Origin of the sequence: Spirillospora sp. NPDC049024 (assembly GCF_040649235.1) — a bacterium.
Taxonomy (GTDB): Bacteria; Actinomycetota; Actinomycetes; order Streptosporangiales; family Streptosporangiaceae; genus Spirillospora.
Map to the genome: position 1 here is coordinate 60,566 of NZ_JBEZFD010000005.1, position 24,163 is coordinate 84,728.

At 71.0% G+C, this 24,163-nt stretch carries 25 protein-coding genes; 15 read left to right on the forward strand and 10 right to left on the reverse strand.

Annotation, left to right across the window (positions count from 1 at the left end):
- The first annotated feature begins 2 nt into the window (after positions 1 to 2).
- The 7 genes from ureC to AB0C21_RS10800 are packed head-to-tail and all read left to right on the forward strand — an operon-like array spanning position 3 to position 6,884.
- Complete coding sequence (gene ureC, locus AB0C21_RS10770) at positions 3 to 1,724, forward strand: urease subunit alpha (protein ID WP_500203802.1); 1,722 nt, start codon at positions 3 to 5, stop codon at positions 1,722 to 1,724.
- Positions 1,721 to 2,431 (forward strand): urease accessory protein UreF, encoded by a 711-nt coding sequence (locus AB0C21_RS10775; RefSeq protein WP_500203803.1) that lies wholly within the window; start codon positions 1,721 to 1,723, stop codon positions 2,429 to 2,431. Before ureC ends, AB0C21_RS10775 begins: the two co-directional genes overlap by 4 nt.
- A gap of 58 nt (positions 2,432 to 2,489) precedes the next feature.
- Positions 2,490 to 3,125 (forward strand): urease accessory protein UreG, encoded by a 636-nt coding sequence (gene ureG / locus AB0C21_RS10780; RefSeq protein WP_500203804.1) that lies wholly within the window; start codon positions 2,490 to 2,492, stop codon positions 3,123 to 3,125.
- A 5-nt stretch (positions 3,126 to 3,130) separates the two neighbouring features.
- Positions 3,131 to 4,075 (forward strand): urease accessory protein UreD, encoded by a 945-nt coding sequence (locus tag AB0C21_RS10785; protein ID WP_500203805.1) that lies wholly within the window; start codon positions 3,131 to 3,133, stop codon positions 4,073 to 4,075.
- Between the two features lie 8 nt (positions 4,076 to 4,083).
- Entirely contained in the window at positions 4,084 to 4,599 is a 516-nt protein-coding gene (locus AB0C21_RS10790; RefSeq protein ID WP_500203806.1) for a FluC/FEX family fluoride channel, read from the forward strand.
- Positions 4,596 to 4,952 carry a fluoride efflux transporter CrcB gene (gene crcB, locus AB0C21_RS10795; protein ID WP_500203807.1) on the forward strand — a complete coding sequence of 119 codons (357 nt, stop codon included), beginning with the start codon at positions 4,596 to 4,598 and terminating at the stop codon, positions 4,950 to 4,952. Before AB0C21_RS10790 ends, crcB begins: the two co-directional genes overlap by 4 nt.
- A gap of 12 nt (positions 4,953 to 4,964) precedes the next feature.
- Positions 4,965 to 6,884: an FUSC family protein gene (locus tag AB0C21_RS10800; RefSeq protein WP_500203809.1), complete on the forward strand. Its 1,920-nt coding sequence runs from the start codon at positions 4,965 to 4,967 to the stop codon at positions 6,882 to 6,884.
- A gap of 24 nt (positions 6,885 to 6,908) precedes the next feature.
- Here the strand turns inward: AB0C21_RS10800 and AB0C21_RS10805 are convergent, their stop codons facing one another.
- The 3 genes from AB0C21_RS10805 to AB0C21_RS10815 form a co-directional block, all read right to left on the reverse strand.
- On the reverse strand, positions 6,909 to 8,123 hold the full coding sequence (locus AB0C21_RS10805) for an ammonium transporter (RefSeq protein WP_500203810.1): 1,215 nt from the start codon (positions 8,121 to 8,123) through the stop codon (positions 6,909 to 6,911).
- A gap of 93 nt (positions 8,124 to 8,216) precedes the next feature.
- Positions 8,217 to 8,984, reverse strand: a complete 768-nt coding sequence (locus AB0C21_RS10810; protein ID WP_500203811.1) for a peptidoglycan recognition protein family protein — start codon at positions 8,982 to 8,984, stop codon at positions 8,217 to 8,219.
- A gap of 130 nt (positions 8,985 to 9,114) precedes the next feature.
- Positions 9,115 to 9,681, reverse strand: coding sequence for a hypothetical protein (locus tag AB0C21_RS10815; protein ID WP_500203812.1), 567 nt, complete (start codon positions 9,679 to 9,681; stop codon positions 9,115 to 9,117).
- Between the two features lie 544 nt (positions 9,682 to 10,225).
- Here AB0C21_RS10815 and AB0C21_RS10820 point away from each other — a divergent pair.
- The 3 genes from AB0C21_RS10820 (at position 10,226) to AB0C21_RS10830 (ending at position 13,607) form a co-directional block, all read left to right on the forward strand.
- On the forward strand, positions 10,226 to 11,383 hold the full coding sequence (locus AB0C21_RS10820) for a DUF5753 domain-containing protein (RefSeq protein WP_500203813.1): 1,158 nt from the start codon (positions 10,226 to 10,228) through the stop codon (positions 11,381 to 11,383).
- Positions 11,384 to 11,485: 102 nt separating this feature from the next.
- Positions 11,486 to 12,313 carry an SAM-dependent methyltransferase gene (locus tag AB0C21_RS10825; protein ID WP_500203814.1) on the forward strand — a complete coding sequence of 276 codons (828 nt, stop codon included), beginning with the start codon at positions 11,486 to 11,488 and terminating at the stop codon, positions 12,311 to 12,313.
- 256 nt (positions 12,314 to 12,569) lie between these two features.
- Entirely contained in the window at positions 12,570 to 13,607 is a 1,038-nt protein-coding gene (locus AB0C21_RS10830) for an NBR1-Ig-like domain-containing protein (protein ID WP_500204097.1), read from the forward strand.
- Positions 13,608 to 13,658: 51 nt separating this feature from the next.
- Here the strand turns inward: AB0C21_RS10830 and AB0C21_RS10835 are convergent, their stop codons facing one another.
- Genes AB0C21_RS10835 through AB0C21_RS10845 form a run of 3 tightly spaced genes read right to left on the reverse strand, consistent with a single transcriptional unit; the run spans position 13,659 to position 16,425 of the window.
- A complete protein-coding gene (locus AB0C21_RS10835) occupies positions 13,659 to 14,609 on the reverse strand; it encodes a peptidase inhibitor family I36 protein (protein WP_500203815.1) in 951 nt (316 codons plus the stop codon).
- 35 nt (positions 14,610 to 14,644) lie between these two features.
- Positions 14,645 to 15,535 (reverse strand): peptidase inhibitor family I36 protein, encoded by an 891-nt coding sequence (locus tag AB0C21_RS10840; protein WP_500203816.1) that lies wholly within the window; start codon positions 15,533 to 15,535, stop codon positions 14,645 to 14,647.
- Between the two features lie 41 nt (positions 15,536 to 15,576).
- Positions 15,577 to 16,425, reverse strand: coding sequence for a peptidoglycan-binding domain-containing protein (locus AB0C21_RS10845; RefSeq protein ID WP_500203817.1), 849 nt, complete (start codon positions 16,423 to 16,425; stop codon positions 15,577 to 15,579).
- Between the two features lie 251 nt (positions 16,426 to 16,676).
- Between AB0C21_RS10845 and AB0C21_RS10850 the strand changes: the two genes are divergently transcribed.
- Complete coding sequence (locus AB0C21_RS10850) at positions 16,677 to 17,453, forward strand: aldo/keto reductase (protein ID WP_500203818.1); 777 nt, start codon at positions 16,677 to 16,679, stop codon at positions 17,451 to 17,453.
- Between the two features lie 4 nt (positions 17,454 to 17,457).
- Here AB0C21_RS10850 and AB0C21_RS10855 read toward each other — a convergent pair whose 3' ends face one another.
- The 3 genes from AB0C21_RS10855 to AB0C21_RS10865 form a co-directional block, all read right to left on the reverse strand.
- On the reverse strand, positions 17,458 to 18,339 hold the full coding sequence (locus AB0C21_RS10855) for a helix-turn-helix domain-containing protein (RefSeq protein WP_500203819.1): 882 nt from the start codon (positions 18,337 to 18,339) through the stop codon (positions 17,458 to 17,460).
- Positions 18,340 to 18,376: 37 nt separating this feature from the next.
- A complete protein-coding gene (locus AB0C21_RS10860) occupies positions 18,377 to 19,186 on the reverse strand; it encodes an alpha/beta fold hydrolase (protein ID WP_500203820.1) in 810 nt (269 codons plus the stop codon).
- A gap of 67 nt (positions 19,187 to 19,253) precedes the next feature.
- Positions 19,254 to 19,781 (reverse strand): TetR/AcrR family transcriptional regulator, encoded by a 528-nt coding sequence (locus AB0C21_RS10865; RefSeq protein ID WP_500203821.1) that lies wholly within the window; start codon positions 19,779 to 19,781, stop codon positions 19,254 to 19,256.
- A gap of 197 nt (positions 19,782 to 19,978) precedes the next feature.
- Between AB0C21_RS10865 and AB0C21_RS10870 the strand changes: the two genes are divergently transcribed.
- Positions 19,979 to 21,187 (forward strand): CapA family protein, encoded by a 1,209-nt coding sequence (locus AB0C21_RS10870; protein WP_500203823.1) that lies wholly within the window; start codon positions 19,979 to 19,981, stop codon positions 21,185 to 21,187.
- A 59-nt stretch (positions 21,188 to 21,246) separates the two neighbouring features.
- Positions 21,247 to 21,918, forward strand: coding sequence for a DNA alkylation repair protein (locus AB0C21_RS10875; protein ID WP_500203824.1), 672 nt, complete (start codon positions 21,247 to 21,249; stop codon positions 21,916 to 21,918).
- Positions 21,919 to 22,032: 114 nt separating this feature from the next.
- Here AB0C21_RS10875 and AB0C21_RS10880 read toward each other — a convergent pair whose 3' ends face one another.
- The gene (locus tag AB0C21_RS10880; RefSeq protein WP_353818357.1) at positions 22,033 to 22,302 is read right to left on the reverse strand and encodes a metal-sensitive transcriptional regulator; all 270 of its coding nucleotides are present in this window, start codon (positions 22,300 to 22,302) and stop codon (positions 22,033 to 22,035) included.
- Between the two features lie 319 nt (positions 22,303 to 22,621).
- Between AB0C21_RS10880 and AB0C21_RS10885 the strand changes: the two genes are divergently transcribed.
- Both AB0C21_RS10885 and AB0C21_RS10890 read left to right on the forward strand, forming a co-directional pair.
- Positions 22,622 to 23,197, forward strand: a complete 576-nt coding sequence (locus AB0C21_RS10885; RefSeq protein WP_500203825.1) for a rhodanese-like domain-containing protein — start codon at positions 22,622 to 22,624, stop codon at positions 23,195 to 23,197.
- A complete protein-coding gene (locus tag AB0C21_RS10890; protein ID WP_500204098.1) occupies positions 23,197 to 24,105 on the forward strand; it encodes a sulfite exporter TauE/SafE family protein in 909 nt (302 codons plus the stop codon). The genes AB0C21_RS10885 and AB0C21_RS10890 overlap by 1 nt, the downstream gene beginning before the upstream one ends.
- Positions 24,106 to 24,163: the final 58 nt, after the last annotated feature.

The following is a 24,163-nucleotide window of genomic DNA, read 5'->3' on the forward strand; positions in this document are numbered from 1 at the left end:
CCATGGTCACGATGAGCCGCCAGCAGTACGCGTCCATGTACGGCCCGACGGTCGGCGACCGGGTCCGCCTCGGGGACACCAACCTCGTCGTCGAGGTGGAGAAGGACCACACCGAGGGGCACTACGGGGACGAGGCCCAGTACGGGGGCGGCAAGACCGCCCGCGACGGCATGTCCGCCGACCCGGCGTCGGGGCGGTCGGTCGCCCTGGACGTGGTGGTCACTAACGCGCTGATCCTCGACCCGGTGCTGGGCGTCGTCAAGGGCGACATCGGCATCAAGGACGGGCGGATCGCCGGGATCGGCAAGTCGGGCAACCCGCACACCCAGAACGGCGTCGACCGGCGCCTCATCATCAGCGCCACGACCGAGGTGGTGTCCGGCGAGAACTTCATCGCCACGCCCGGGGCGATCGACACCCACGTCCACTTCATCTCGCCCCAGCAGGCCCAGAACGCGCTGAGCAACGGGATCACGACCCTGGTCGGCGGCGGCACCGGTCCGGCGGACGGCAGCCGCGGCTGCACCACCACCCCCGGCCCGTGGAACATCTCCCGCATCCTCCAGGCCTACGAGGAGATCCCGATCAACATCGCCGTCTACGGCAAGGGAAACAGCAGCCTGCCGGGCCCGCTCGAGGAGCAGATCGTCGCGGGCGCCGCCGGGCTGAAGGTGCACGAGGACTGGGGCTCCACCCCGGCCGTCATCGACTGCGCGCTGTCGGTCGCCGACGAGCTGGACATCCAGATCAACATCCACACCGACACGCTGAACGAGGCCGGCTTCGTCGAGGACACCATCAACGCGATCAACGGCCGCGCGATCCACACCTACCACTCCGAGGGCGCGGGCGGCGGGCACGCCCCCGACATCCTGCGGGTCACCGGCGAGCCGAACGTCCTCCCGGCCTCCACGAACCCGACGCTGCCCTACACCGCCAACTCGGTGGACGAGCTGCTGGACATGACGATGGTCTGCCACCACCTCAGCTACGACGTGCCCGAGGACGTGGCGTTCGCCGACAGCCGGGTCCGCGCCGAGACCATCTCCGCCGAGACGGTGCTGCACGACCTCGGGGTCATCAGCATCATCGGCTCGGACTCCCAGGCGATGGGCCGCGTGGGCGAGTCGTTCACCCGCGCGTTCCAGGTGGCCCACCACAACAAGGACAAGAGGGGCGCGCTGCCCGAGGACTCGTCCCGCAACGACAACTTCCGGGTGCTGCGCTACCTGGCGAAGCTGACCATCAACCCGGCCCGCGTCTCCGGGATGGCCGACACGATCGGCTCGCTGGAGGACGGCAAGCTCGCCGACATCGTGCTGTGGCCGATCCACTCCTTCGGGGCCAAGCCCTACATGGTCATCAAGGGCGGCATGGTGAGCTGGGCGCAGATGGGCGACCCGAACGCGTCCCTGCCGACCCCGCAGCCCGTCTACTACCGGCCCATGTACGGGGCCTTCGGCAGGGCGCTGTCGGGCACCTGCGTGACCTTCATGTCGGGCGCCGCGATCGAGGCGGGGGTGCCCGAGCGGCTCGAACTGAAGCGGCTGGTCAAGCCGGTGCGGCAGTGCCGGACCGTCGACAAGCGGCACATGCTCCGCAACTCGACGCTCGCCGAGATCAAGGTCGATCCGGAGACCTACCGGGTGACCGTCGACGGGGAGCCCGCGCACATCGAACCGGCCACGGAGCTGCCGCTGAACCGGCTGTTCTTCCTGGCATGAGCGCAGGCCCGGACACCGCGGACCTGGATCCGCTGCTGGCCCAGCTCCAGCTCACCGACTCCGGTTTCCCGAGCGGGATGTACACGTTGTCGCACGGGCTGGAGGGCTACGTCCAGATGCGGATCACCGGGTCCGGGAACCTGCGCGAGCTGCTGACCGACCTGCTGTACAACACGGTGGGCCCGGCGGACGCGACCGCGCTGGCGCTGGCGCACCGCGCGGCCCGCGAGGGGGACTGGGACGGGCTGGTGCGCGTCGACCGGCGGCTGCACGCGATCAAGCTCAACAGGGAGCAGCGGGGCGCCTCGACCAGGACCGGCCGGCAGGTGCTCGACACGGCGGCCTTCGCCTTCCCGGTGCCCGAGGCCGCCCGGCTGGCGGACCTGGTGGCGGAGAAGGCCACGCCGGGCAACCACGCGGTCGTGGTGGGCGCGATCCACGCGGGTCTCGGCGTGTCCACCGCGCACGCGGTCGCCGCCGACCTGTACGCCTTCGCCGCGAGCTGGACGGCGGCGGCGGTGCGGCTCGCCCGGACCGACTTCCGCCGCGCCCAGGGGCTGCTGTGCGAGGTCCGCCCGGACCTCGCCCGGGTCGCGCGGGCGGCGCTCGCCGCCCGGGATCCGCGGGAGATGCACGGCTCGGTGCCCGTCGCCGACGTCGTGTCGGCCGCGCACGAGCGGGCGGCGGCGCGCCTGTTCGTCACCTGAGCCGTTCGCAGGCCCGGTCCGTTTCGCAGGCCCGGTCCGTTCACGAGAAGGAGACGAGATGGAGCTGGAGAAGGTCTTCAAGGTGGGCGTCGGCGGCCCGGTCGGGTCCGGCAAGACGGCGCTGATCGAGGCGCTGGTGCCGAGACTGCGGACGCTGGGCCACCAGATCGGCGTGATCACCAATGACATCTACACCCAGGAGGACGCCGAGCACGTCCGCCGCACCCTGGCCGGGACGCTCGACCCCGAGCGGATCGTGGGGGTCGAGACGGGCGCGTGCCCGCACACCGCCGTCCGCGACGATCCGACGATGAACCTGGCGGCGGCGGCCGAGATGCTCGACCGCTTCCCCGAACTCGACCTGCTGCTGTTCGAGAGCGGCGGCGACAACCTCACGCTCACCTTCAGCCCGGCGCTGGCCGACGTGTACATCTTCGTCCTGGACACCGCCGAGGGCGAGAAGATGCCGCGCAAGCGCGGCCCCGGCACCACGGACTCCGACCTGCTGGTCATCAACAAGATCGATATTGCCCCGTACGTCCGGACCGACCTGGCGGTCATGGAGCGGGACGCGCGGGCGGTGCGCGGCGAGGGCCCGGTCGCGCTGACCGACTGCCTCGCGGGCACCGGTGTCGCCGAGGTCGTCGACTTCATCGAGGCGCGGGCGGGAGCGGCGTGTACCTCGCCGGTGTAGGGACGGTGAGCGGCTCCGGGGGGACCGACCGCCTCTCGCCTGAGCGGTACCTCCCCCGATGGGTGCCCGACGCGGTGCGGCGCCACGCGTCCGCCGTGGACATGCTCCCGGTCGGCAGTCCCGGCAAGGTCGGGATCCTCGACCTGGAGTTCGAGCGGATCGGCGACCGGACGGAGCTGACCGGCCGCTACCAGAAGGCGCCGCTGCACATCACCCGGCCGCTCTACCCCGACCCGGGGGCACCGGACCTGCCGTACGTCATGCTCATGTCGTCCGGCGGCGGCGTCCTCCAGGGGGACCGCTACCGCGTGGACATCTCCTGCGGCGCGGGGGCGTCCGTGCACGTGACCACCCAGGGAGCCACCCGCCTCTACCGGATGGAGCAGGACTACGCCACGCAGCTAGTCACGCTCGCCGTGGGCCCCGGCGGCTATCTGGAGTACCTGCCGGACACGACGATCCCCTTCGGCGGAGCCCGCTTCTACCAGCACGTCGCCGTCACCGCCCACCCGGACGCCACCGTCGTGGTGGGCGAGACGCTGCTGGCAGGACGCCTCGCCCGCGGAGAACGGCACGCTTACACGGCGCTCTGCAGCGACGTCGAGGTGCACGACACCACGGGAAGGCTGCTGTTCGCCGATCCGCTCCACCTGGTCCCCGAGGAACGTGCGGTGACCGGCCCCGCGGTGATGGACGACTTCGGGGTCCTGGCGTCCTTGTACGTCGTCACCGGGGCCAGACCCGCGCAGGCCGTGGCCGACTCGATGCACGAGGCGCTCGCCGGCACGGGGCTGCGGGCCGGAGCCAGCGTCCTGCCGGGGGATCGGGGCGCCTGGGCGCGCGTCCTGGGGGAGCGTTCGCCCGAGGTCGAGGACGCCTTCATGCGGGCCTGGGACGCGGTCCGCCGCCTGCTGCTCGGAGTGCCCGCGCCCGACCGGCGCAGGTGGTGACACCGGCCATGGGAGACCCGGGAGGGAAGGAGGGACGGCTGCTCCGGCGCGAGGCGGCCGAGACCTCCGTCCTGGACCGGCACCGGAAGGGGCCGCCCCGGCACCCGGGGATACGGCCCCGCGCCCTCCTCGACGTCGCCATCGGAGGAGCGGTCGGGGCCCTGGCGCGTGATCTGATCATCAAGGCGATGCCCGGAGCCCGGCACGGCTTTCCCTGGGGGACCCTGCTGGTGAACATTCTCGGCTGCCTGTTCATCGGCATCCTGACGACGTACCTGCTCAAGGGGCGGCCGCATCCCGTCGCCCGGCCGCTGCTGGTGACCGGCTACCTGGGAGGCTTCACCACCTTCTCCCACCTCATCGACGGGGTCCATGCGCTCGGCCGTGCCGGGATCTGGGACCAGAGCGTCGGCTACGCGGCGGCCAGCGTGGTGGGCGGATGGGTCGCGGTCGCGGTGGGCCTGTGGGCCGGAGGGCTCCTGCCCTACCGTGCGGCGAGGCCCGAGGACGGCGCGCCGACATGATCTACGTGCTGGTGCTCGTCGGAGGGGCGTTCGGCGCCATGCTGCGCTTCGTCCTCGACACGCTGGTGAAGAAGCGGTTCGGCAAGGCCTTCCCGTGGGGGACGCTGACGGTCAACCTTCTGGGCACGGGGATTCTGGGAGCGCTGCACGGCGCGAGCGTGAGCGCGGGACCGGAAGGTCTGGTCGGGACGGGCTTCTGCGGCGCGCTGACCACGTTCAGCACCTTCGAGCTGGACACCGTCCACCTCTTCCAGGACGGGAAGTACGCCAGGGGCGCTGCGAACGTGCTCCTCTCCCTGGGGCTCGGCGCCGGCGTCTTCACGCTCCTGTACGCCGCGTTCCAAGCGGTCTGACGCGGTGCACGGATGGGCGCGACTCGGGTCGACGCGGGGAACTGGCTGAGCCGGGCGCTCGCGCTGTCCCATGGGCCCGTGCCCTGGCTCGACGCGGTCCGCACGGCGTTCGCGTTCGGCGCGGCGGTCGCGGTCGCGCTCGCCCTGGACGAGCCCCGCGCCGGGCTGCTCGCCGCGGCCGGCATGGTGCTGGCGTCGATGCGGCCCAACACCGGGCCGTACCGGTCGAGGGCGCTCGGCCTCCTCGTCCCGCAGTTGGTGGGCGCCGCGGGCCTGGTGATCGGCCAGCTCGCCCACGGGCACGGCTGGTGGACGGTGGCGATGACCACGGTGGTCGCGCTGCTGTCCGGGCTGACCAGCTCGATCGGCAACGTCGCGTCGGCGGCCTCGCTGGCGCTGCTGTTCCTGAACGTGATCGGCACCGGGCTGCCCCGGCTCGGGGAGTGGTGGTTCCCGCCGCTCTGCCAGCTCGCGGGCGGAGCCTTCTTCATCCTCCTGGCGCTGCTGAGCTGGCGGCCGTGGAGCTCCCGTCCCGGACCCGAGCACCGCGCCGTCGCCGACGTCTACGACAGGACCGCCGACCTGATCGATGCCGCCCGCCACCCGGGCGGCGCCCGGCTCGCGGTCAGCATGGCGATGGACGCCGCCCAGGACGCGCTGATGCGCCATCACGTCCGGAAGGCGGAGAACTGGGGCGGGGAGACGCGGTGGCTGGTCGCCATGCTCAACGCGGCCATGCCCCTGCTGGAGTCGCTCACGCTGCTCATCCGGTCCGCGCGGCCCGCGCCGCCGGGGCTGTCCGAGGCGGTGCGGCGGATCGCCGGCGCCGTCCGGAGCGGGGACCGGAACGCGCCGGTCCCGCCGTTCGAAGGGGAGCCGCGGTTCGCCCGGCCCGTCGAGTTCGCCCGGCGGCGGCTGTCGGAGACGCACCCTGAGGACCCCGACTGGCTCGGCCTGCCGAGCCCCCTTCCGGTCCGGGCGTACCGGGCCGCCCTGATGGCCCTCACCTCGGCGGCGGCCTGGCGGTACGGGCTCCGGCTGGCCCTGTGCATGGCGATCGCCTCGGCGTTCGTCGAGTTCCCGGGCGTGCTCCACGACCTGTGGATCCCCACGGTGCACTCCCTCTGGCTTCCGCTGACGGTCGCCGTGGTCCTGAAGCCCGACTTCGGCTCGGTCTTCGTCCGGTCCCTGCTGCGGGGGCTCGGCACGATCGCCGCGACCGTCCCGACCCTGCTGGTGCTGGCGGTCGTCCCGCGCGGCTGGGCGGCGGTCCCGCTCGCGGTGTTCTTCGGCGGGCTGATCCCGATATTGAAGGGCAGGTCCTACGCGATGCGGACGGTGGCGGTCACCCCCCTGATGCTCTTCCTGTTCGACATGGTCTCGCCGCAGCCGTCCGACGAACTCGTGCTGGCCCGCCTGTCCGACACCCTCCTCGGCTGCCTGATCGTCCTGGTCTTCGGCTATGCCCTCTGGCCGGGAGGCCGCCGGATCCGGATCGGCGAGCGGTTCACCGCCGCGTTCCGGTCGCTCGCCGACTACATCGACGAGGCCTTCACCGGCTCCCAGGACGTCCGGTCCCGGGACCGGCGGGCGCTCCGCCGCAGCCTCGACGCCGTCCGGGTCGACCTGCGGCAGGCCGAAGCCGAGCCCCCGCCGGCAAGCCGCACGGCCGCCGCCTGGTGGCCTGTCCTAGGCGCGCTCGACAAACTCGTGGACACCGTCACCGCCGCCTCCGTCCGGGCCCGCGGAGGCGCCGAGCCGCTGCCGGAGCAGGCGGTCGGAGCCCTTTCGGCGGATCTCCGGGAGATGGCGGCGGCGGTCCGCGAGGGACGTCCGCCGCGGACGTGGGACCTGCCCGGGCCGTCCACCGAGGACGTCCTCGGCGAGGCGGTCGTCCAGACCCGTCGCCTGAGCGGAACCCTTCCGCTGTGACACCAGGCCTTCATCGGGCGCGCATCACCCGATGCGGAGTTCGGTGTCGAGGCCCGCGGCCTCCTCCCGCGCGCTAGGGCGGAAGGCCATCAGGACGTCGACCACCTTGCCGATGGCGTAGGTGAGCACGAAGCTGTAGGCGCCGACGGCGAGGATGGCGACGATCTGCTTGCCCAGCAGGGAGAGGGAGCCGCCGTAGGCGAGGCCGGCGATGGGGCTGCCGTACTTGCCGGTGGCGAAGAACCCGAGAAGCACCACGCCCACGATGCCGCCCGCCCCGTGGATGCCCACCACGTCCAGGGTGTCGTCGTACCCGACGGACGTCTTGACCTCGACGGCGTAGGTGCAGACCGCGGCGACGATGATGCCGATGACCGTCGCGCCGAGCAGGTTGACGTACCCGCACGCCGGTGTGATCGCCACCAGGCCGGCGAGCGCGCCGGTCGTGCCGCCGAGCCTGGAGAACCGCCCGAAGCGGGCCCGTTCCAGCAGCATCCAGACCAGCATCGCGACGCATCCGCACATCATGGTGTTGACCACCGCGTTCGCCGCCAGGGCGCCGTCCGTCAGCGCCGATCCGCCGTTGAACCCGAACCAGCCGAACCACAGCAGCCCCATGCCGGCCATCACCAGCGGGATGTTCTTCGGCTCGGGAGGGCCCTCCCTGCGGAAGCGCAGGCCGGGTCCGAGCACCAGCGCCAGCGCCAGGCCCGCGATCCCGGAGTTGAGCTCGACGACCAGGCCGCCGGCGAAGTCCAGCACGCCCCACCGGTTGATCCAGCCTCCCTTGGAGAACACCCAGTGGGCGACCGGGAGGTAGACGAGGGTCACCCAGACCACCCCGAAGACCATCCAGGGCCCGAGCCTGACGCGGTTGGCGACCGAGCCGCTGATCAGCGCGAGCGTGATGATCGCGAAGACGAGCTGGAACACCGAGAACACGTACTCCGGGATGACGCCCCGCAGGACCGACGGCGTGGTCTTGAGGAACTGCCACCTGCCCCAGCCGATGAGGCCGGCCCCTCCCACGTCGTCACCGAACGCCAGACCGTACCCGTAGGCGAACCAGACGACGGTCACCACGGCGATCGACACGAAGCTCATATAGAGGACGCTGACGAGATTCTTCGCACGGACCATTCCGCCGTAGAAGAGGGCCAGGCCCGGCGTCATGAGCAGCACCATGGCGAAGCTGACGAGCACCCATGCCGAATCGCCGGTATTCAACCCGAATCTCATGCCCAACTCCTGGCTCCTGGCAGCACCATTGAGGTATGGGCATGCGATGAGCAGGTGAAACGCGCCGGGAGTGTGCGCCGGACAAAATTCCGGTCAGCGTGTGGGGTCGCCGGGGCCGAGCGCCGGGCCGTGGTCGAAGGTGAAGCGCGGTCCGGGCAGGCCGCTGGGCCCGGGGTGCGACGCCTCGGTCGCGCGCCGCTCACCCAGGCAGTAGGCGGCCTGGTCGCGGAGCCGCGGCAGCAGGGCGTACAGGACGTCGCCGGGGCAGGCGGTGCTGTTGTAGTCGCGGTGCCCGACGATCGCCGCGTGCGGATCGAGATCGTAGACGTCGCACAGCCACGCACAGGTCCGGACGAGCTTTCGCCACAGCGCGCCGGTGGGCTCCGCGGTCATGTAGGTGCCCTCGTTCTCGATGCCGATCGTGTGGTCGTTCTCGCCGAGGGTGTGCGCGCCGACGACGTGCGTTTCCGTGCGGACGGCCTCGAGGGTGCGGTTGCGGCCCTCCATGAGATGACCGCCGCGGCTGATGGTGAGCTGCTGGCCGGTGTCGTCCCAGCCGTTGGTGTCCATGTGGAAGTCCTGGATCGACCGGGACAGGGCGAGAGCGTGGTCCAGCGAGTAGTCCGTGGAGTTCGGCGAGGCGGTGTGGTGGACCACGATGTGGTCGGGAGCCTGGTCCAGCACGGTCGCCGGCACCTCGGGCGGCCGCGCCTCCCACTCGGCGCGGGTGTAGACGCGGGGCACGGCCTGCGCCGACGCCACGGCGTGCGGCCCGGCCAGCGGGCCCACCAACGCGCCGCACACGAGGGCGGTGGTGCCCTTGAGCAGGCTGCGGCGGGGAAGATGCGGGTCGGCGGGCATGAGCGTTCCCTCCAGGAGTCGATCAGCCGATAAGGCGATCTCGCGGGAAGATAGTGGAAATGGCGCGATATGTACTAGTCGTGTCTGTGGTCGCGTTCGGGAGCGAGAACGCGACCGCTGTGATCAGAATCTAGTGCCGTGGCGGTAGCCACAGATGCGCCTTGGCTTTACGTGTCTGCTTGCAGGTGACGCTCAATGGGGCGTAGGCGTTCGGGTCGATGGCGCCGTCGCCGGCCGCGGCGCGGTAAAGGTGGTCGGAAACGACCATGCCGAGGTCGGCGTCCAGGGCGCCGGCCATGGCCCGCTTGAACGCGGGGGCGTCCAGCAGTCGGAAGAGGTGCGTGACGGCCTGGCCGAGGACGCCGTGGGCGTCGTGCTGGACCTCGCCGCAGTGCACGGCCATCCGCAGCCGGAGGCGGGTGATGTCGTTGGCGAGCCGGTTGGAGCGCCGCAGCAGCGCCGCCAGGTGGTGCGCCAGGGGGTCGAGCGCGGCGAAGGAGTCCACGGTCGGCGGTGCGACGATCAGCGCACCGTCGCCGCGGTCCTCGCGGTGGCAGGACCACCAGGGCAGCCGCGTCATGGCGAAGGAGTCCGCCAGCAGCTCGTACATGGTGGCGCGCAGCAGGCGCTGGACATCGTGCGTGCGGCGCTCGTCGCCGAAGCCGGGGATGTCCAGGGCGATCAGGGTGGTGTTCATGGTCGGGGACGGCTCACTCGGCTGGGGTCGGTGGGGACTGGGAATCGTCTGACATCAGGTGGTCCGCCCAGAAGTCTTCGAGTTCCTCCGCGCTCAGTTCGGGCACGGGGGAGGCCGGCAGCGGACGACCGGTGCGTATCGCCCAGACCGTCATGAGCGCCAATGCCATGTACGCGTCGTCGCCGACCGGTCCGATAGCGGTTCGGGGCATTTCGCGGGCACAAGTCTGGGGAGGCATCCGTGTCCTTCTCGGGAGTTTCGTGCGGACGGGGTCAACCTTGGTCGTTCTCGCCTGGAGGCGAGGCGCGAACGTCCAACCCCGGATGACTCGGACGCGACGGAGCTACCATCCAGTACATCCGAAATTGATCCGGGATGCTCCTGGGACGTGGCGGTTGCCGACTGATGGACCGCCAACGGGGCTCTTGTTATTCGCTGTAACCAGCGCCACGAAATGTGTCATGTGACCGAACCGTCCCTGTCGGAGCTGGCAGCATGTCGATGCCGAAGATCCATCGGGGCTCTAGCGTGGACGGAGTCGATCATGGCGGACGGGGTTCCCGGCGGTCGCTTCGCGCCGATGGTCTCCCTCCTGAGGCACAACCGCCGCGTCGCGGGAGTGCCCAGTTATCAGACGATCGAGAATATTTCGGCGGAGTTGGAAGCCGCCAAGCGCCCTTTTTGTGGCGTTTTAGTGTGGCGTGTTCCGCGCTCGACCGCTCATGACCTCTTCAAGAAGTCCAGGCCGCGCATCCCGCGATGGGAACTGCTGGAGTCGCTGTGGGCGACGCTGTACCGCTACGCCGAGCTGAGAGGCCGCGAGACGAAAGGGATGTTCTCCCTGGCCGACCTCCAGCGCAGTTACCGGGAGGCGCAGAACGCGCCCGACGTTCCCGCCGAGAGCGCGCACCGCGCACGGCCCGCCAGCGCCCCCGAGGGCGCCCTCGATGTCGGGGCGGGCGCCGCGGAGCTCCAGGGGCCGCTGGACTGGGGCGCCCTCCTGGCCGACTCGCTGCCGACGCCGGGCGCCGCGGGCGACGTCCCCGCCGAGTCCCGCCCGCGCGAGGTCGACCAGCAGTTCGTCGCCGAGCTCCAGAAGCGCGGTGGCCGGGCCCTGGTGCAGTCCTATCGGGACGTCATTCCGGACTGGTTCGTGCTCTACGTGCTGGCGGAAGCGGAACTGGCCGAGATCAGGGCGTACGCGCCGCTCCGGATACCCGGCCTGCTGCAGACCGGCGAGTACGCCCGCCTGGTCATCGCCCACGACCTTCCGGACATCTCCGAACCGGAACTGCGCCGCAGGGTGGATCTGCGGCTGTCCCGGCAGGACGTCCTGTACCGCCCCGGCGGCCCGAGAGTGTGGGTGATCATGCATGAGCGCGTGCTGCGCGACGACGTGGGAAGCCCGGCGGTCCTGCGCGCGCAGATCCGGCACCTGATCGGGCTCGCGGGATATGCGAACATCACGCTCCAGGTCATTCCGGCCGAGGAGATGAACCGGCTGTTCGCGGACAGCCCGCTGACGGTGATGCGGTTCCGCGAGCCCCACATCAATGACATGATCTTCCTTGAGTTCCCCGGGTACGGGCTCTACCTGCATCGCCGGCGCGACATCCTGTATTTCTCCGAGCATTTCGCGACTTTCATGGTCAGCGCCCGGTCCCCGGACGAGAGCATTCGCTTTCTCCACGGCCTCCTGTGACCACCTCCAGCCATCGGATCCGAGCCGGTGTCCTCCTCCCCGGTTCTCTGGTCTCATGGGTGGGGAAACGATCAGCCCCCGAAGGCCTTCTGGAGGATCACGATGTCGAGCGGCCCCGAGGAAATCCAGGCCAGAGCCGGCAAGGACCTCATGCGCGGGATCGACACCAGCGTCCCCCACTCGGCGCGTATCTGGAACTACTGGCTCGGCGGCAAGGACAACTTCGCCGTCGACCAGGAGGCCGGCGACCAGTACGCCCGCCTCTTCCCCGGGATCTTCGATCTGGCGAAGGCCGAACGGGCCTTCCTCGGCCGCGTGATCCGCTACCTGGTCGGCGAGGCGGGGGTCCAGCAGTTCCTGGACGTCGGAACCGGCCTGCCCACCGAGGACAACACCCACCAGGTCGCCCAGGCGCTGGCCCCCGAATGCCGCGTCATCTACGTCGACAGCGACCCGCTCGTCCTGGCCCACGCGCAGGCCCTGCTCGTCAGCAGCCCCGAAGGCGCCACCGCCTACATCGACGCCGACATGCGCGACCCCGACCGCATCCTCGGCCAGACCATGAGCCTGCTGGACTTCGACCGGCCCATCGGCCTGCTGTTCATGGGCGTGCTCGGGCACATCACCGACGACGCCGAGGCCCGGGGCATCGTCTCGCGCCTGGTGGAGGCGCTGCCCTCCGGCAGTTACCTCGCCCTCAACGACGGCGCGAACACCGATGCCGAGTTCAACCGGGCGCAGCAGAGCTACGACGACACCGGAGCCGTTCCGTACCGGCTGCGCAGCCCGGACGAGATCGCGCGCTTCTTCGAGGGCCTGGAGGTGGTCGACCCGGGCGTCGTCCCCATACCGCTCTGGCGCCCTGATCTCGGCGACCCGGGGGCGCCCCGGGCGATGAACGCGGTCGGCGGTGTCGCCAGAAAGGCATAGCCCGGCGACTCTGGGTGACAAGGATGATCTGTCAGGAGTCCGAAGAATGAGGCCGAGGCCGGAAATGAAAAGGGTTCTTGTCGATCAGGTGACCGTCCCTCGCGAGGTGGGAGACCGGACCACCCCGTCATAAGACGGGCCGGTTTACCGGTGATCCGAACCCGGGTGAGAAGTGCCGTCTCGCCGGGCCGCCACCGATATCGATTCGAGCTTGAGGGGAGGCCGTGGGCGCTGTTAGCTTCACCCGGTGGACGACATGCGTGCACAGGCGGACGCGGTCGCGGACTTCGCGGCGGCTCTGCGAGAACTGCGCGAATCGGTGGGCAACCCGCCTTTCCGGGAGATGTCCGGCCGGTCCGGGGCGATCTCGCACACGACACTGCACGAGGCCACGAAGGGCAACCGGCTCCCGAGCTGGGGGACCACCGCCGAGTTCGTCAAGGCCTGCGGCGCCGACCCGGCGGCCTACCGCGAACGCTGGGAGCGGGCGAACCTGGCGGTCAGGTCGGCGGGCGTAGGAAGGCCCGCCGCCTCGGCGGCCTTACCTCTTGACGAGCCAGAAGGCTCCGCCGCGAGCGCGGTGGAACCGTCGGGTACGTCCATCGCCATCGAGCCGCAGGCGTCCGAGCCGACCGAGGGGACGGCCGTGTCCGTGCCCGCGCGGCGGCCGCCGGGCGGGATCGCGGGTGGGGCTCGGCCGCCGGCCGCCGTCCCGAGAGGGCGAGGGCCCTCGCGGCGGGCCCGCCTGGTGAAGATCGCGCTCGTGACCGCGGTCATCGGCGCGGGGACCGGGGCCGTCATCGTGTACGCCGTCGAACGCGGCTCCGGGTCCGGCAGGGACGGCCCCGGCGCGTCCGGCAACCGGGCCAAGGCCGCGCTCTCTCCCGCGGACTGCCCGGTGCACGCGACCAACCCGGCGCCGGCTCCGCCCACGCACAAGGGCGATGCCGCCCGTTTCGTCGCGGACATCACGCTCCCCGACTGCACGCGCGTCGGCGCCGGGAAGTCCGTGACCAAGGTGTGGCGGCTCAAGAACACCGGGACGGTCCCCTGGGAGGGCTATTCGCTGCGCCGCCTCGACCTCCCGCAGAAGGCCGACAACTGCCAGACCATCTCCGAGGTGCCGATCGCCGACACGAGGCCGGGCCAGGTGGTCGACATCCGCACCGACATCACCACGCCCAAGAAGCCCGGTCTCTGCTACGTGCGGTTCAAGATGGTGGACGGTGCGGGACGGGTCGCGTTCCCCGGAAGCCGTCCGGTCAACTTCCAGGTCATCGTCGAAGGACCCTGATCCCCCGCCGCGGAGGGGCACGGCGGGGAACCAGGGTCCGGGGGAGCGGGATCAGGAGATGGTGATCCCGCTGTAGTAGGCCCTGAGGATGGTGGAGTAGCTCTGCCCCGCGTTGGCCTTGTCACGGGAGCCGTACTGCGACATCCAGTCCCCGTTCACCCAGCCGCCGCACGCCGTCGTCGTGGAGCAGTAGTGGGCTTCCAGGATCTTTCCGCCGCGGGTCATCCGCTTGCCCCACGTCGCGTCCACGGCGGAACTCGTGGACGCCTTCGCCGATCCGGGCTTGTACACCTGGCTCGACGTGGTGTCGTAGACGTCGAAGCACTGGCCGCCCGACGTCTTGCGCGTCGAGTGCAGCGCCCAGTACCAGCCGTAGCTCTTGACGGCCATCGCGCCGGCCTTCAGCGACTCGCTGGGCCAGCTCGACACCCACTCGTTGGGCAGGACGTTCTTGACGTAGGTCTTGAACGACACCCGGTCAACCCGGCCGAGGGACACCCGGTACACCAGGATCGTCGAGGGGAGCTTGCTGTCGGTGCCGTCCGTCTTGCATCCGGTGGGCGGCGTGGTGGAGCTCAGGAACTTGTGCGAGGCGTTCTGGTTCTTCAGGCTGGAGTTCAGGTTGCCCTTGGCTCCCGCTTTGAAGTCCTGGTACGTGCCGCCGTAGTTGCTGTTGTAGTAGACGCGGACGGTCTTGGTGCTGCGGTTCCAGACCGACGCGGCGTTGTTCTTGACGCACTTGCCCTTGCCGGACCCCGACCCCTTGAAGTCGTAGCAGGAGGGCTGGGCGGTGCCGTAGTCGGCGACCGAGCCGGTGAAGTCCGAGACCGACCCTTCGTTGCCGCTGTTGAAGTAGTAGCAGAACTCGCCGCTGTCGCAGACGCCGTCGCGTCCCGCCGCGGAGGCGGGCGCGGACGCCGAGACGAGGGCCGCTCCGCCGAGCGCCATCGCGGCGGTCGCCGCGGTGGCCCGCGAGATCAGCCGCACGGTTCGTGTCGACACAGTCGTCTTCCTCTACTGGTGGAGGCCGCAGCGCTCTATCGGACGTTGTAGCCCTGGGAGTTCCAGAACGAGGTCGGGTTCGGGTTGTCGAGGACCGGGTCGTTCACGCTCTTGGACGCGTGCGTCTGCTTGCCGGGCCGCATCTCGACGTGGGTGTGCGCGCCCGAGCTGGACGACACGCCGTGCCACGACTCGTCGGCGATGATCTGGCCCTTGCTGATCGACTGGCCCACGCTCAGCGACGACCGCGGAGCGGTGTGCAGGTAGATGACCGTCTTGTTCGCCGAGGCGTTGTAGACGGCGATCGTGGACAGGCCCGAGCTGCCGGTGGCCCCGCGCGCGATGTAGGTGATCTTACCGCTGACCAGGGCGTGCACGTCGGAGCCGACGCTGCGGGCGATGTCGATGCCCTCGTGCCGGCCGGGGGTGCTGGTGTAGCCGTCGAAGCCGCAGGTGATCCTGCCGCCGCTCGCCTTGTACAGCGCGTAGGACATGTTCGTGCGCGACGACGGAGAGAACTGGTGGGAGGCGTTCTGGTTCTTCAGGCTGGAGTTCAGGTTGCCCTTGGCTCCCGCCTTGAAGTCCTGGTAGGTGCCGCCGTAGTTGCTGTTGTAGTAGACGCGGACGGTCTTGGTGCTGCGGTTCCAGACCGACGCGGCGTTGTTCTTGACGCACTTGCCCTTGCCGTTGCCCGCGCCCTTGAAGTCGTAGCAGGAGGGCTGGGTGGTGCCGTAGTCGGCGACCGAGCCGGTGAAGTCCGAGACCGACCCTTCGTTGCCGCTGTTGAAGTAGTAGCAGAACTCGCCGCTCTCGCAGACGCCGTTGCGGCTCGCGGCCGAGGCGGGCGACATGACGAGGGCCGCCGTCCCGCCGAGCGCGACGGCGGCGGTCGCCGTCGCGGTGAGGACCTTGTTGAGCGTGTTCATGCTGTTCTCCTTGTGTATGCGTAACATGATTTCCGGATCGATCAGCGGCGCTGGTACTCCTCCCAGGTGCGGATGGTCACCTTCGGGCCGTCGTCCGGGCCGCGGCCGGAGAGCCCGTTCAGGCCGAGGTAGTAGTCACCGATCTGGTGCTGGGCCTGGGTCGAGAGGTCGGTGTCGTTGATGGCGACGGCGTGGATGTGCCACGGCCAGTCGCCCTGGGCGGGGCTGCGCACCCAGGCCGCGAAGCCGACCTGGCGCAGCGCGCGGGCGACCGAGGTGCGGGTGGCGGAGGACATCCCCTTCACCGAGATGTCGACGACGCCGCCGCCGTCATGGGTGCCCGCGGACGTGGGGTCGCCGCCGGGGTTGTAGGAGCCCTGGTCCAGCGCGAGGTTCCGGCCGGCCAGCCGCTTGGCCTCGGCGAGCATGCTCTGCGTCCGGGTGTTGATCACGACGCCGCCGGTGGACACCCGGGCGCCCGGACCGATGGGGCGGCTGACCGTGAAGCGGTCGGCTCCGAGCTTGGCGAGCGACGCCTTGCCCGGCAGCCCGTTGGCGCCGAGACCGCTGTAGCCGAGCGACTTCTGGTACTTCGCGTAGGCCGCGACCGTCGTGGTGCCGAAGTAGCCGTCCACCCACTTCGCGTCGAGCAGGTGCCGGTCGCGCAGCGCCTGCTCGACGAGCAGCACGCTCGCCTTCGCGCCGGGGGTCAGCGTGTCGTCGGCCCGCCGCGGGTCGATCTGGGCGGCCTTGACGGCGGCCTCCATGTTCACGCTCGGAAGGGCCGCGGCGCCGTCCCTCTGGGCGGCGGCGGCCGTGACGGCCGTTCCCGTGAGCGAGGTGAGCAGGGTCGCCGTCACGAGGGCGGCGGCATAGGAAGGAAGCTTCATCGGGTCTCCTGGTGGGGGGAGCTCGGGGCGAAGCCCGCGGCGGGGACCACCGTCACCCGGCCGCTCACCTGTCCACAAGAAGATCCGTGTTGTCAGCCTGTTCGCCAGGCATTTCCGTACACGCGTACACAAGATCTGACAGCCGAGACACCGCCGAACTACACGTCCGGACGTCCACATCGAGCCGTGTTCGGAGGGCTGACACGGCCGCTTCAGCGACCGGCGGGGCGAGCGCGGGCAGAATGCGGTACATGACTCGGACTGTGGACCTGCCCGGTGGCACCGCGCTGCCGCTGATCGGTTTCGGGACCTGGCAACTGGGGTCCAGGGCGGCGTACGAGGGGGTGCGCGCGGCGCTCGAGATCGGCTACCGGCACATCGACACCGCGACCCTGTACCGCAACGAGGCGGACGTCGGCCGGGCCGTGAAGGACGGCGGCGTCGACCGGGAGGACGTCTTCATCACGACCAAGCTGCGCCCGCAGGACGCGCGGCACGCCCGCCGCACCCTGGAGTCGAGCCTCCGCCTGCTCGACACCGGCTACGTGGACCTCTGGCTGATCCACTGGCCGACCGCCCAGGACGAACTCGTCCCGACGTGGCGGGAGCTGCTGTCCGCCCAGGAGGCGGGGCTGGTCCGCAACGTGGGGGTGAGCAACTACAGCCCGGCGCAGATCGACCTGCTGACCGAGGCCACCGGCCGGCAGCCGGCGGTCAACCAGATCTCGTGGAGCCCGGCGCAGCACGACCCGGCCCTGCTGGACGAGCACCGCCGCCGGAGGATCGTCGTGGAGGGCTACAGCGGCCTCAAGAACACCGACCTGCGCGATCCGGTTCTCACCGGGATCGCCCGGCGGCACGGCGCCACGCCCGCCCAGGTCGTCCTCCGCTGGCACCTGGAACACGACATCGCGATCCTTCCGAGGTCGTCCCGCCGCGAACACATAACCGCCAACTTCGACCTGGAAGCCCTGCCTCTCACCAAAGAGGACATCGCCGCCATCGACACCCTCTCCCGAATCCGATGATCCTTCAGCGCAGCCGAAGGACGCGTTGCCGGCTGTTCGCGTGGAGGCGGGGCGGTGGCGGCGTCGGCCAGGCTGTGTCGTCTATGGCGAGCCAGGGGGCGGTGGCCACGCCTGCGGGGGTCAGGTCGGTGAACGTCCTGACCTCGCGGTGGAGGTGGGACTGGTCGACGTAGCCGCACTCGGCGGCGACGTCGACCGGGGTGCGGCCCGCGGCAAGGAGGTGGGCGGCGTGGTCGAAGCGCACGAGGCGGGCGGCGCGCTTGGGCGTGATGCCGAGTTGGGCCCGGAAGCGCGACCACAGGCGCTTGCGGCTCCAGCCGACCTCGTCCGCCAGGCCCTCGACCCGTACCCGTCCCTGGCCGGTGAGCGTCCGCCGCCAGATGTGGGCCACCTCCGGATCGACCGGCGGGCGGGGGGCCGGCCGGCGGCCGAGGATCTCCGCCGCGATCGCGAACCGCTCGTCCCATGTCGCGGCGGCGCGCAGCCGGTCCTCGGCCTGGTCGGCGTCGCGGCCCCAGACGTCCTTGAGGGGCGCCACCGTCCCGGTGAGCTCGGCCGATGCTCCTAGGACCGCGGCCGCCGCGACCGGGCCCAGCCGGATCTGGAGGCACTCGCCGACCCGGCCGCCCACCCGGAGGCCGGCGGGATGGAGCCCGGCGACGAAGCTGCCGTACCGGCGCCGGCCATGGACGCCGTGGACGATGCCCTCCCCGTCGCTCAGGTCGAGGAGGAGGGTGACGGACGGGTGCGCGACCATGGCGATGTCCACGGGCGCGGGGAGGCGCTGGCGGAACCCCGCCATGGCGACCCCCGGCAGCCGGGCCGCCGGGCGCGGGACGGCGATGTCCACCTCCGCCCAGTCGGGGGACGTCCCGGTAGGCAGCACGTGACCAGTCTAGGCCGGGGGCTCGCAGGCCATCGGGTCAGCGGACCGCGGCCGTGAAGTCCAGCAGCAGCTCGCTGGTCGCCTCGGGCGCTTCGAGCGGGGGCAGATGCCCGACGTCCGGCAGCATCTCGACCCGCGCGTTCGGTACCGCTTCGTACCGGCGCACCGACGAGGGATCCCAGCGGGGGTCGGCGGCCCCGAACACCACCAGCACGGGTACCTCCAGGGCGGCGAGGCGCTCGGGGACGCTCCGCTCGGCGACGTAGGCGGTGTTTCGGCGCAGGACCGTTCTCATCGAGCCGTAGGTGATGGCTTGTACGCCGGTGACCAGGTCGTCCGGGACGTCCACCGGGTGCGCGGCCGTCGCGGCGATCCCGCGGCGGATCATCGTGTCCGAGCGCCTCGCCCACAGGAACGGACCGAGCGGCGGGGACAGCAGGACCCGGAGGAGGAGCGGCTGCCGGAGGAACGCGTCGAGACTCGGACCGCTGCTGATCAGCACGAGCGAGCCCACGAGGTCGGGCCGCCGTTCGGCGAGCGCGGTGGCGACGTAGCCGCCGCTGGAGTGCCCGGCCACGGCGGCGCCCCTCAGCCCGAGGTCGTCCAGCAGGGCGGCGACGCGGTCCGCCTGGTCGGGAACGTCGTACGACGGCGCGGGCGGGGACTGCCCGCAGCCGGGGAGGTCGACCCGGATGACGTGGTGGCGTCCGGCGAGCGCCGGGATCATGGGGTTCCACGTGGCGCCCGAGGCTCCCGACCCGTGCAGGAGCAGCAGCGGCGGCGCCTGCCGCGGCCCGTCGTGGACCACGTGCATCCCATGCGAGCGCTTGACATCGACTTCACTCATGCATCGACCATGCACGGCCGACCGTCCACCGGTCTTGGACAAATGTTCCGGTCGAGCGGCGGCTCGATCAGTCCGGAGGGAGGACGCCGGTCAGGTACTCGCGGACCGTGAGGCGGAGGTCGTCCAGGGCGGGCTCGTGTCCCGCGCCCGCGATGGCGTCGAACATCACGCCTTCCATGAAGGCGACGAGGGCGTGCCCGTGCCTGTCGGGGTCGGTCGAGCCGGCCGCGGCCATGAGCGAGACGGCGGCACGGCGGAAGTCGCGTCCGATCGCGTCGTAGATCGTGCGCAGCTCCGGCCGGCGGGTGGCTTCGAGCGCCAGTTCGTACCGGGCCAGCGTGCGGCGCCGGTCCTCGTGCAGGGCGCCGTGCAGGAAGCGCGCCAGCGCCTCGGCGAGGCCGCCCTGCTGCGGGCCGAGGCCGGCGAGGCCGCGCTTCTCCAGTTCGGTGAGGTGGACGAGGGCGAGTTCGAGGAGTGCGGCGCGGCTCCGGGCGACGTTGGACGTGGAGCCGGGAGGGAGCCCGCCCTGCCGGTCGCGGCGCGCAACGCGATGGTGTGGCTGGGCGGCAGGCTCGGCCCCTCGGCTGCCAGGCACGACAAGAAGCCTTAAAAGGGCATAAGGGAGCTAGTTTGGAAATCGCCCATTGAGAATCCCCGCGCGTCATCATCCCGGCAACGCGCGCCTTCGGCATCCGATCTACATGATCTCGACAAAACATCACCAGCGATGATCGCTCTTACGGTAAATGCCCGTTTCGGGCGACGTGAGCTGTTGATACAGCAACTATGCGAATGTCGATATCAACCCGGAAATCGGCTATCGGTCGGCGGCCTGCCGCCGGCCGGGCCGCGACGAGCGCCCTGCTGGTCGGCGTGCTGGGGCTGGCGGCGTTGTCGGGATGCGACGGCGATGAGCGCCGGCCCGCGACACTCCAGCGGGCGACCAAGTCGAATCACCCTAAAACCGCACAATTCACGGTCGCGGCCACCGGCGACTTTCTGCTGCACCGGATCCTGATCGACCAGGCGGCCTCCGATGCGCGCGGCAGAAAGCGGGGCGGATACGACTTCATGCCGATGCTCGCCCGGCTCAATCCCGTGATCAGTCGAGCGGACCTGGGGATCTGCCATGTCGAGACGCCCCTGGCCCGGCGGTCGGGGCCCTTCCTCGGCTACCCGGCGTTCAACTCGCCGCCGCAGATCGTGGACGCGATCCGGGGGCTCGGCTACGACTCCTGCTCCACCGCGTCCAACCACTCCATCGACCAGGGCGAACCGGGGGTGCGCCGCACGCTCGACGCCCTGGACAAGGCGGGTCTCAGGCACGCCGGCACGGCCCGCAGCGCGGCGGAGGCGAAGCAGACCAACCTCCTGGACGTGAAGGGGGTCAAGGTCGCACACCTCTCCTACACGTACGGCACCAACGGCATACCGAAGCCCTCCGGCAAGCCCTGGCTGGTGAACGACGGGCTGGACCCGGCCAGGATCCTCGCGGACGCGGCCCGCGCCAAGCGGTCCGGTGCCGACATCGTCATGATCAGCCTCCACTGGGGCGAGGAGTACCAGCACGAGGCCACCCCCGAGCAGCGGCGCCTGGCGGCGACGCTGCTGCGCTCCCGCGATGTCGACCTGATTCTCGGCGACCACGCGCACGTCGTTCAGCCCTTCGAGCGGATCAACGGCAAGTGGGTCGTCTACGGGATGGGCAACCAGGTCGCCAATCCGGTCGCGAACATCCAGGCCACCCACGAAGGGCTCGTCGCCCTGGTCACCTTCACGTGGGACGCCCGCGAACGGCGGTGGAAGGAGAAGCCCTCCTTCGTCCCCACCCTCGTCGCGCCCGGCCCGCCCATCAGGCTCCGGACCCTGGTCCGCGGCGACTCGGCCGACCAGGCGGCCATCGACGACACGACGAGAGTCGTCCGCAGCCTCGGATTCAAGGTCCCCGACGCCTCGGACCAGGTCACCTCGGTGAAGCTCCAACGCCCCGGGAGACGCTGAGCCCCTGCCGCGGCCTCGCGTCGTAGGGTGAGGGGCACCCGGGACGGACGGGAGGCCGGATGACCGAGGCGACGGTGGCCGGGGTGATGGCGGAGCTGGCCGGGCTCCAGGACCCGAAGATCCGCGAGGTGAACGAGCGGCACGGAGACGACCACGGGGTGAACCTCGGCAAGCTGCGCGCGCTCGCGAAGCGGCTGAAGACGCAGCACGAACTCGCGTGCCGGCTCTGGGAGACCGACGACAGCGCGGCGAGACTGCTGGCGCTCCTGATCTGCCGCCCGAAGGCGTTCGAGCGCGACGAGCTGGACGCCATGCTGCGCGAGGCGCGCACGCCCAAGGTGCACGACTGGCTCGTGAGCTACGTGGTGAAGAAGAACCCGCACTGCGAGGAGCTGCGCTTGGCCTGGTCCGCCGACCCGGACCCGGTGGTCGCGAGCGCCGGCTGGGCGCTCACCGCCGAACGCGTGGCGAAGAGGCCCGAGGGCCTCGACCTCGCGGCTCTGCTCGACGTCATCGAGGCCGAGATGCGGGACGCCCCCGACCGCCTGCAGTGGGCGATGAACACCTGCCTCGCCCAGATCGGGATCGAGCACGCCGACCACCGCGCCCGCGCCATCGACATCGGCGAACGCCTCCAGGTCCTGAAGGACTACCCGACGCCCCCGAACTGCACGTCCCCGTTCGCCCCCATCTGGATCACCGAAATGGTGCGCCGAAAGCAAGGCGCCTGACCCGCACTCCAGCGTGCGGCCTTCGGGAGATGGGGTGCGCCGAGGCGGGCCTTGCCGCACGATCTGCGGGGGCTGATCCGCTCGTCCGGGGCGGTGGTCGTTCTCGGGGCCGGGTCAGGCGAGGCTCATGAAGAGCTTCTCCAGCTGGGCGCGGTCGAGTGCGGCCTGCTCGGGGTCCGCGCCTTCCTGGACGCACTTCTCCAGGCCCGTTGCGATGATCTTGAAGCCGGCGCGGTCCAGTGCCCGCGAGACCGCCGCGAGCTGGGCGATCACGTCCTTGCAGTCCCGCTCGTTCTCGATCATCTGGATGACGCCGCCGAGCTGCCCCTGGGCGCGCCGCAGGCGCACGAGGACATCGGCCAGCGATTCCGCCTCGAATTTCACGTCGCCCTCCTCATACCGGCCAGGGTATAGGGTCCGCGCCGCGATCCGGCGGGCCGGACGGGCCCGGTCCGCGGCCCGCTCCCCCCGCGACGAGCCGGCGGGCTGACCGGGCGGGCCCACCCGCACATGGCGTCCCCGATACCCCCAGGGGTATTTGCGCATCCTTTCCCTTCTCGGCTACCCTCCGAAACATACCCCCTGGGGTATCTGATATGTCCGTGACCTGCGCGTCCGGCGACCGCGGCCTGCTCGCCCCCGGTGGACGGCGGCAGCGGCGCCCCGGGGTCCGGACCGGCCTCCACGACGAAAGAAGATGGATATGCCCCGTTTGTCCCCGAAGATCGACGCGGCCTCGCTGCGCGACCGCCTCGCCGCTCCGGACTCGCCGCGCCTGCTGGACGTGCGCACGCCCGCCGAGTTCGCCGCGTCGCACATCCCCGGCTCCTACAACGTCCCCCTCGACACGCTGCGGGAGCACCGTGCCGAACTGCGCGGCTCCCTGGACGAGGTGGTGCTCGTCTGCCGGAGCGGCGCCCGCGCGGCCCAGGCCGAGGAGGCGCTCGCCGAGGCGGGCATGACCAACGTGCACATCCTGGACGGCGGGATCGTCGCGTGGGAGGCCGCGGGCGCGCCGCTCAACCGGAACCGGTCCCGCTGGGACCTGGAGCGGCAGGTGCGCCTGGTCGCCGGGTCCCTCGTGGTGGCCGGCGTCGTCGGCGGCCTCGTCGTGCCGGGGCTCCAGTGGCTCGCCGCCGGGGTCGGCGCCGGCCTCACGGTCGCGGCCCTGACCAACACCTGCACGATGGGGATGCTGCTGTCGAAGCTGCCGTTCAACCGGGCGCCGTCCTGCAGCGTCGTGACGATGGCCGAGCTGCTGAAGGAGCGGCGGCCATGATGACACTCGCGCTGACCCTGATCGCATCGCTCGCCATCGGCGTCTCGCTCGGCCTGCTCGGCGGCGGAGGCTCCATCCTGACCGTCCCGATCCTCGTCTACGTGGCCGGGGTCGAGGCGAAGCAGGCCATCGCCATGTCGTTGTTCGTGGTGGGGGCGACCTCGCTCGCGGGCATCCTGCCGCACGCCCGCGCCGGCCGCGTCCGCTGGCGCACCGGCCTGCTGTTCGGCGGCGCCGGAATGGCGGGCGCCTACGCGGGCGGAAGGCTGGCGGAGTTCATCCCGGGCGGGGTGCTACTGGGCGCCTTCGCGGTGATGATGGCCGTGACCGCGGTCGCGATGCTGCGCAGCCGCCGCACCCCCACCGGCACTCACGCGGACCGGCCCATCTTCCGGATCCTGGCCGAAGGGGTGACCGTCGGGCTCGTCACCGGGCTGGTCGGGGCCGGCGGAGGCTTCCTCGTCGTTCCCGCGCTCGTCCTGCTCGGCGGCCTGTCCATGCCCGTCGCGGTCGGCACCTCGCTGCTGGTCATCGCGATGAAGTCCTTCGCGGGCCTGGCCGGATACCTCTCCAGCGTCCACATCGACTGGCCGCTGACCCTCGCCGTGACCGCCGCCGCGGTGCTGGGCGGCCTCGCCGGCTCGCGCCTGGCCGGACGCGTCGACCCGCAGCGGCTCCGCCAGGCCTTCGGCTGGTTCGTCCTGGTGATGGCCGGGGTCGTGGTGTCCCAGCAGGCCCCCGACCCGGTCCGCCACGCCCTGTTCGCCACCCCCCTCGGCTGGGCGGTGCTGGCGGCCGTCACCGTGGCCGCGTCCGCCGCGCTCCTGGCGCACAGGACCAGACGGCGCGGGCCGGCCGCCGTCCACGAGGCGAAACACGCCGCTCCGCCGGAAGGGGTGCGGCACTGATCCGCCGGCTCGGCGGCGCGGGAATTCCCGCGCCGCCGGGCATGAGCGCGGCGCGTGA